This window comes from Sulfitobacter sediminilitoris, from assembly GCF_010667575.1.
Classification (GTDB): Bacteria; Pseudomonadota; Alphaproteobacteria; order Rhodobacterales; family Rhodobacteraceae; genus Sulfitobacter; species Sulfitobacter sediminilitoris.
Genome location: NZ_JAABNT010000013.1, coordinates 110425 through 116920, shown reverse-complemented (window position 1 = coordinate 116920; position 6496 = coordinate 110425). Strand labels below are relative to the sequence as shown.

Sequence of the window (6496 nt, the reverse complement as noted above, 5' to 3'; positions counted from 1 at the left end):
TACAACACCAAGAGGCCACACAGCGCACTCGGATACCGACCACCGGCACCAGAAACCATCGTCCAGATGGACGAAAGGCCGACCATGCACTAACACTCAAACCGGACCAGTCAGACTAGGCCAGCCATTCTCTCAAACTTGCTGAACCCAAAAGTCGCGCTCTTTTACCTCGCTCTTTTTCCACAGTTCCTGGACGCAGAAAATGGCTCTGTTGCTTTTCAGATCATGGTGCTGGCGAGCATCTTTCTGATCATTGACTTCGCCGTTCATGGGGTGGTGATTGGGCTGGCTGGAAGCATGAGGTCGCTTTCGGCAAACGGGCGGGTTCTTACGAATTGGTTAAGATACTTCCTGGGGCTGGTCTTTGGCGGGCTGGCCGCAAGGCTTATCTTCGACGGCCAACGATAAATTCTCGAAGAGTGGACCTTGAGAGCATCAAAGCCAGAAGCGGTTTTGTCCGCACCTGATGAGTTCTCACGCGATGCAGCGAATAGCAAAGCTGCCGGGAGCCGCCGTTCATAGATCGCACAGCGGACGGCAGGAAAGAGCCCGGAGCCGCCAATTTGATGCTGAGCGATCTATTTTTCATTGTGCTGCAATCCAGAAAATCAATAGACGCGCCATATATTGCTGTTTACCGCCATGAGCGGTGTTAGGTTGCAATGAGACAGCATTGATGAGGGACCATGGAAAGACGGCTCGCTGCCATTCTCGCCGCAGATGTAGTCGGCTACAGCCGCCTCATGGGTGCCAACGAAGTTGCGACTTTGACGGCGTTGCGCGAAATTCGCAGCGAGCTGATCGAGGATGCCATCAGTGATGCGGGTGGGCGCATCGTTAAGCTCATGGGTGACGGTATTCTCGCCGACTTTAACAGCGTTGTGAGCGCGTTGGAGGCGGCGCTCTTCATCCAGACCGCTATGGCGGATCGAAACGCCAGCATCCCCGAAGACCGACAGATTCATTTTAGAATGGGCGTCAACATCGGCGACATTCTGGTCGAGGACGGAGATGTCTTCGGCGATGGTGTAAACGTGGCTTCGCGGATCGAAGCCTTGGCGCGGCCCGGTTGTATTGCGGTGTCCGGGGTCGTGCGCGATCAGGTTGGCAACCGACTCGACCTCGAGTTCGATGCCGCAGGGGAACAGAAGCTTAAGAATATCGAACGTGCGGTCCCGGTGTATCATGTGCGCCCCAATGGTAGCGATTTCCGTCACGCCGAAGAGGTTGCAGGCAGTCGCCCCTCAATCGCAGTTCTCCCGTTCACAAACATGAGCGGTGACCCGGAACAGGAATACTTTGCTGACGGTATCACCGAAGACTTGATAACGGATCTTTCCAAACTCTCAGGCCTCTTTGTGGTCGGTAGAAACTCTACCTTCGTCTACAAAGGTCGGCCCGCAAATCTGCAAGAGATTGCCCGCGACCTTGGCGTTCGGAACATCCTGGAAGGCAGTGTCCGAAAGGCCGGGGATCGGGTTCGTATCACTGCGCAGCTAATTGATGGACTCACAGGCGGACACCTTTGGGCCGACCGGTACGACCGTGATTTATCCGGTATCTTTGACCTGCAAGACGAGATCACCAAGATGATCTTGGAACAGCTGCAGGTGCGGCTTCTCGAAACCGAGACCACGAATGCCGCGCCCACCGAAAACGCAGACGCGTATAATCTCTACCTGAAAGGCCGCCAATACTATCACATGCGGGCAGAGAACTATCTTGAAGAAGCGCGCCTTAATTTCCTGTCCGCGCTGCAACTTGACCCAGACTATGCGCGCGCCTATGTGGGCCTTGCAGAGTGCGAAGCGCGGATGATCGATTGGCACGGCGCCAAATACGTGACGGAAGACGTCATTAGTATGGCCCAGCGTGCTGTCGAGCTCGATCAAAGCCTCGCTGAAGCCCACGCTGCCCTAGGGCTTGCTCTCCATATCGCTGGCAAGAACGATGCCGCCGTTGGGGCTTTCAAAGAGGCGCTTTCGCTCGATCCACTTTGCTATGAAGCACATCACAATTTCGCCCGCTACTACCGCGGGGAATTGGATCACGCCCGCAGCGCCTATCACTTCATCCGCGCGCTTGAGATTCGACCCGACGACTACCGCTCACCGCTCATAGTGCTTACGGACCTTGATGTGCTCGGTCGTCTCGACGAGCGAGACCGCTATCTAGATATGGGATTGAAGCGCGCGGAAGAGGCGGTACTGCGCCACCCAGACAACCCCGATCCGCTTGAGCTTTCAGCATCCGTTTTGGCTAGCCTTGGGAGATTTGGAGAAGCCCGTGCGTGGCTTGCCCGCGCTAATGCTGCGGACCCTGATGGTCGCTCCACCAACGGCTACAATGTCGCGTGTGTTCATGCTCTCCTTGGAGAAACCGAACGCGCATTAGACTGGCTTGAGAAAATCTACCCGGGTCTCGGTCACGTTCAACGAAACTGGATGCACAACGATCCCGATTTCGACACGATCCGTGACCATCCGAGGTTTAAAAGAATGCTTGGTGAAACGTCAGAGTAGGCTTTTTTAGAAAGATAAGATCAACGGCCGCAAAGTCCCGCGCAGCGGACATTCGCTGGGCTCGGTAAGGCGATCAGAACATAGTCGAGGAATCGGATCTCGCGAGCACTGCGGACGCGTGTGTTTGTATGATGGCTCCGGCGTCATGAAGCTGGCGCTTGCGCTGAACGGCACCGCCAAGACGAATGGCGCGGGTCCAGCCGAGGTTGCAGGTGACACCAGCAGCAATCGGCACCAGAGGAACGCCAACGGCCTTGTTGGTCTAAAGCTCCGACAGGATCAAAGCCAGGGCATACACAAAACGAGCGCGACCAAAATTCAGCATCAGCACCCCGGACTCCTCCAGCGCGGGGCCCAAAGTCAGAACCACAATAATGACTGCAATCCCAATCCGAGTCCGGGTGACAGGCCAATGCCCGATCGCTTCTTTGCTACTGGTCTGTCGCAGTCAACCGACGTTCAATCCATTACTTTCGAAATAAGCGCACGCGCTAGGAATGTGGCGGCTGCGAGGTCTACGGCAAGAATACTCCAAAGAATCCAGTCCGGTACGCTCGACACCCTGACCAGTTCCAGAACGGTACCGGCCATTCCGCCCAGCATGCAGATAAGCGCAATCCACGCGACCCAAATCAGACCCCGACGCAGACCGAAATAAAACGCCGTGTAAAGCGCCGCGGGGAAAAGGAGAAACACTCCAACAGTGCTGAAACCTGAGAGAATGCTGCCGAATACATGCAGAACAGCGCTAGCAAGCAGAAAATTACCTGCGGTCTTCATCGTGAATGTCCGGTACGGAATTTGCATGGTCTGGCCAAAGTAGGCTCAACCTCTGGTCTGTTTCGCGCCAAAGAGACACCTCCTTGATACGTTTGGGCGGTTCAATATCTGTGATATCAAACGCATTTTTCCACAATAACACCGGTCCGATGCGCCATACCGCCTTGTAGGATTGAACTAGCATTCTCAATTCGGAAAAAAAGAGGTCGTCTCGGCTCGGTTTTGGTTCATTTTGATTGGTATGTCAGCCATTCGCGTTTCCTATCTGATCACAACGATTGCCCTCGCGATCGCCGTTTGGTCGGTCTACCAGCTTGAGCGCGCACAGAGCTTGGTGGAGATCGAACAGGTCCTGCTGGGCGAAACGCCCGCTACTTTCTATGAAGTTGACCGAACCAAAGACAGTCTCGTCGTCGTGTCCCATGGTTTCGGGGGATCGTGGCAAATGATGCAAGCGATCTCGCTGACACTGGCGCGCGCTGGCCATACCGTCGTCGCATTCGACTATATCGGTCACGGCCGTCATACCAAACCGCTTTCACCGGCAGTCGAGACGCTGACGGGCACGATGGAAGACCTTGTTCTGCAAACTCTGGATGTGGTGGAGAAAACGCGTGCGCGCACAGGGTTGACCCGCGTTTCGTTCGTTGGTCATTCCATGGCGACGGACGTCATCGTGCGTACTGCGCAGCGGGTACGGTCATCTGGCGCCGTCGTTGCGATCTCAATGTATTCGGACGCGGTGACGCCGACACATCCAAAGCGACTGCTTGTCGTCTCTGGCGCCTTCGAAAGCAGACTTCGAGATGTTGCGCTGGAGGCGGTGGCACAGATTGGTCGCGCGCAGGAAGGTGAAACCGTCGTGTCCGGGGATATGGCACGCCGCGCCGTCAGCGCCCCCTGGGTCGGGCACGTGGGTGTTCTGTGGTCTTCACTCACATTGACAGAGATTGCGGTCTGGTTGGGCGGGCGGCCAGCGCCGGTGGCGACTGGGACTTGGATTGCGGCGCTCTTGTTTGCAATCCTGATCCTCTTTAGGCCCCTCGCCAGTCTATTGCCCATCGCCGATGCGCGATACCGACCCGGCACAGGCCGCGCCGCACTGGCCGCATCTATCGCGGCTATCGCGGCGGGAGCCGCTGCATCGACGGGCTGGCCGCTGGTCGGACTGGCAGGATTTGGAGCCCTCGGACTGGCGTTCAGCCTGTGGGGCGTCTTGGTTCTCCTGATCCTGCGCTTTACTCCGAGACTTGCCGGTTCAGATCTGGTTGCGGGCCTGCTTCTTGTTGTCTGGGGGCTTGGTGTCTTCGCCCTTGCACTCGACCGTTATGGAGCAGCATTTTTGCCAACAGGGCCAAGGGCGTCCCTAGCGCTCCTCTTGATCCCGCCGACAGTCATTTTCGCGCTTGCCGACCGGGTCCTCGTGGATGGTCGTGGCATGTTTGCCCGGATCGGCCTGCGCTTACCCTTTCTTGCGGCGTTGTTTCTCGCGATGATCGTCTCTCCGACAGAAGTTGGCCTCGTATTTACCGTGCTCCCGGTCATGGTGTTGTACTGGCTGGTATACGGTACGATGGCGACATGGGCGGCCCGAAGAAGCGGCCCTGTGGGCGCGGGCATCGGGGCGGGGATCATACTTGCATGGGCAATAGCCGCGTCTACGCCGCTGTTTCAGGGATGACGACAGGCGATTTGCATCACAGGCCGCTTGCGATCTTCTCTGCGATCGCCTGTCCACTGGTCCAGGCGTGTTCGGCTTTTGCGCCAAGGCACCAGTCGCCACCGGCAAAAAGTGTTTCTGCCTTGTCCGCAAGAAAGGGTTGTCCAAGCGGTTGGGACACGAACGCATAGCGCCAGCGGTGGCCCGATAGATATGCCGGATCAGCCATCAGGTCGGCACCGACGGCTGCGGCCACCAGCGGAAGCATCAATTGAGCAAACGCGTCCCTGTCGCGCTCAAGATGCCGCAAACTCCAGTCGCTGCTGGCCTGCGCCACGATACATGTCGTCGCATCCGGCCGCCCCGGCTTCGCGCTGTCGCACACGATCCAGGAGATGTCCTCATCCGGCGTGCGGTGGCAAATGGCAGGCCTTTCGGCACCCGAACGCAGACCGACCATGAGCGTCAGACACGGGGTCATCCTGACCGTACGCTGTGGGTCGTTAAAGGGATGCGCGTCGGGCAGGGGCGCACCGATCTGAGGTGCAGGCGCGGTGACGACCACAAGATCGAACGTGTCATTGCCGCCCTCCCACGCCAGTTTCCAGCAACCATGCGCCTTCACGATACTCTCTATGCCAACCTGTTTTCGGGTATTCAGGCCAAGGCTGAGATGCTTCGCCAAACCTGTCATGCCGGGGACACCGACATAGGCAGGTTCTTTTCGATCTCGCGGCCAGCGTGCCACGGCACCAGCGGCCTCGGCGCCGTCCAGCATCGATGCGAACCCCTCGCTCCGTGCCGTGACGTATTGAGCGCCGTGGTCGAATTGAAATCCACCGTCCGCGCGGCGCGTTGCCATCCTGCCGCCCAGGCCCCTGCCCTTGTCAAAGATGACAACGTCGAGGCCACGCCGCGTCAATTCCCGCGCGCAGGTCAGGCCAGCCATCCCGGCACCGATGACTGCGGTTTTCGGTCTTGCCTTTACCACTGTTCTGTTCCCGGCGCGCCTTTGATGCGGCCTTGCAAGTTCGCCGTGACCCAGCCGCCATAGAAGTTACCCGGCTGAGGCAAAACGCGCTCTTCACCAACAAAGCACGCGTCCATCGCGCTGGCATAAAAGGACACATGCGACGCCAAAGCATGAAACCGCGCGTCCGGAGATGAATAGCTCCATGCCGAGCGGCGCGCAGTTTTGCTGCCTGCCTGCACGTCGAAATATGCCGCGCGTCCCTTCCACTCACAAAGTGTCGTGCCCTGCACGGGGATCAACACTGCCCTCACGTCTTCGGGCGGGAAGTAGTACGTTGGCGCGTGGTGTGTCTCCAAGATCCGCAATGCACGCGTTGTTTCAGCGACGATTTCCCCATTGAGCATGACGCGAAGCTGGTGCGGCACCGGCTCCAACGCGGGCGGGCGCGGATAGTCCTGAACATTTTCCGTGGCAAGTGGCGGCATCGTTTCAGACATGTCCATCAAGTGAAATGATTAAAGCGCAATACCGCCCGACAGCGGCGAAAATCATTGCCGGTCG

General features: G+C 57.9%; 6 protein-coding genes. 3 read left to right on the top strand and 3 right to left on the bottom strand.

The annotated features are described in order from the left end of the window. The first annotated feature begins 138 nt into the window (after window positions 1–138). Together GV827_RS24125 and GV827_RS17965 are read left to right on the top strand one after the other, a co-directional pair. Window positions 139–408 (top strand): LysE family translocator, encoded by a 270-nt coding sequence (locus GV827_RS24125; protein WP_386332328.1) that lies wholly within the window; start codon window positions 139–141, stop codon window positions 406–408. A 278-nt stretch (window positions 409–686) separates the two neighbouring features. Beyond that, complete coding sequence (locus tag GV827_RS17965; RefSeq protein WP_164355190.1) at window positions 687–2522, top strand: adenylate/guanylate cyclase domain-containing protein; 1836 nt, start codon at window positions 687–689, stop codon at window positions 2520–2522. A 459-nt stretch (window positions 2523–2981) separates the two neighbouring features. Here the strand turns inward: GV827_RS17965 and GV827_RS17960 are convergent, their stop codons facing one another. Beyond that, window positions 2982–3302 carry a hypothetical protein gene (locus GV827_RS17960; protein ID WP_164355189.1) on the bottom strand — a complete coding sequence of 107 codons (321 nt, stop codon included), beginning with the start codon at window positions 3300–3302 and terminating at the stop codon, window positions 2982–2984. Window positions 3303–3543: 241 nt separating this feature from the next. Here GV827_RS17960 and GV827_RS17955 point away from each other — a divergent pair, with 241 nt between their 5' ends. Continuing rightward, window positions 3544–4983 carry an esterase/lipase family protein gene (locus tag GV827_RS17955; RefSeq protein ID WP_164355188.1) on the top strand — a complete coding sequence of 480 codons (1440 nt, stop codon included), beginning with the start codon at window positions 3544–3546 and terminating at the stop codon, window positions 4981–4983. Window positions 4984–4999: 16 nt separating this feature from the next. On the opposite strand, the gene GV827_RS17950 is transcribed toward GV827_RS17955, so the two are convergent. Together GV827_RS17950 and GV827_RS17945 are read right to left on the bottom strand one after the other, a co-directional pair. Beyond that, the gene (locus GV827_RS17950) at window positions 5000–5953 is read right to left on the bottom strand and encodes an NAD(P)/FAD-dependent oxidoreductase (RefSeq protein WP_328823181.1); all 954 of its coding nucleotides are present in this window, start codon (window positions 5951–5953) and stop codon (window positions 5000–5002) included. Beyond that, on the bottom strand, window positions 5947–6432 hold the full coding sequence (locus GV827_RS17945; RefSeq protein ID WP_235930425.1) for a DUF427 domain-containing protein: 486 nt from the start codon (window positions 6430–6432) through the stop codon (window positions 5947–5949). The genes GV827_RS17950 and GV827_RS17945 overlap by 7 nt, the downstream gene beginning before the upstream one ends. Window positions 6433–6496 lie beyond the last annotated feature (64 nt).

What these genes read in the sequence shown, in the direction of transcription:
- GV827_RS17955 (WP_164355188.1), top strand. Translation starts at nt 3,544, where the DNA reads ATGTCAGCCATTCGCGTTTCCTATCTGATCACAACGATTGCCCTCGCG.
- GV827_RS17965 (WP_164355190.1), top strand. Translation starts at nt 687, where the DNA reads ATGGAAAGACGGCTCGCTGCCATTCTCGCCGCAGATGTAGTCGGCTAC.
- GV827_RS17960 (WP_164355189.1), bottom strand. Translation starts at nt 3,302, where the DNA reads ATGAAGACCGCAGGTAATTTTCTGCTTGCTAGCGCTGTTCTGCATGTA.
- GV827_RS17945 (WP_235930425.1), bottom strand. Translation starts at nt 6,432, where the DNA reads ATGTCTGAAACGATGCCGCCACTTGCCACGGAAAATGTTCAGGACTAT.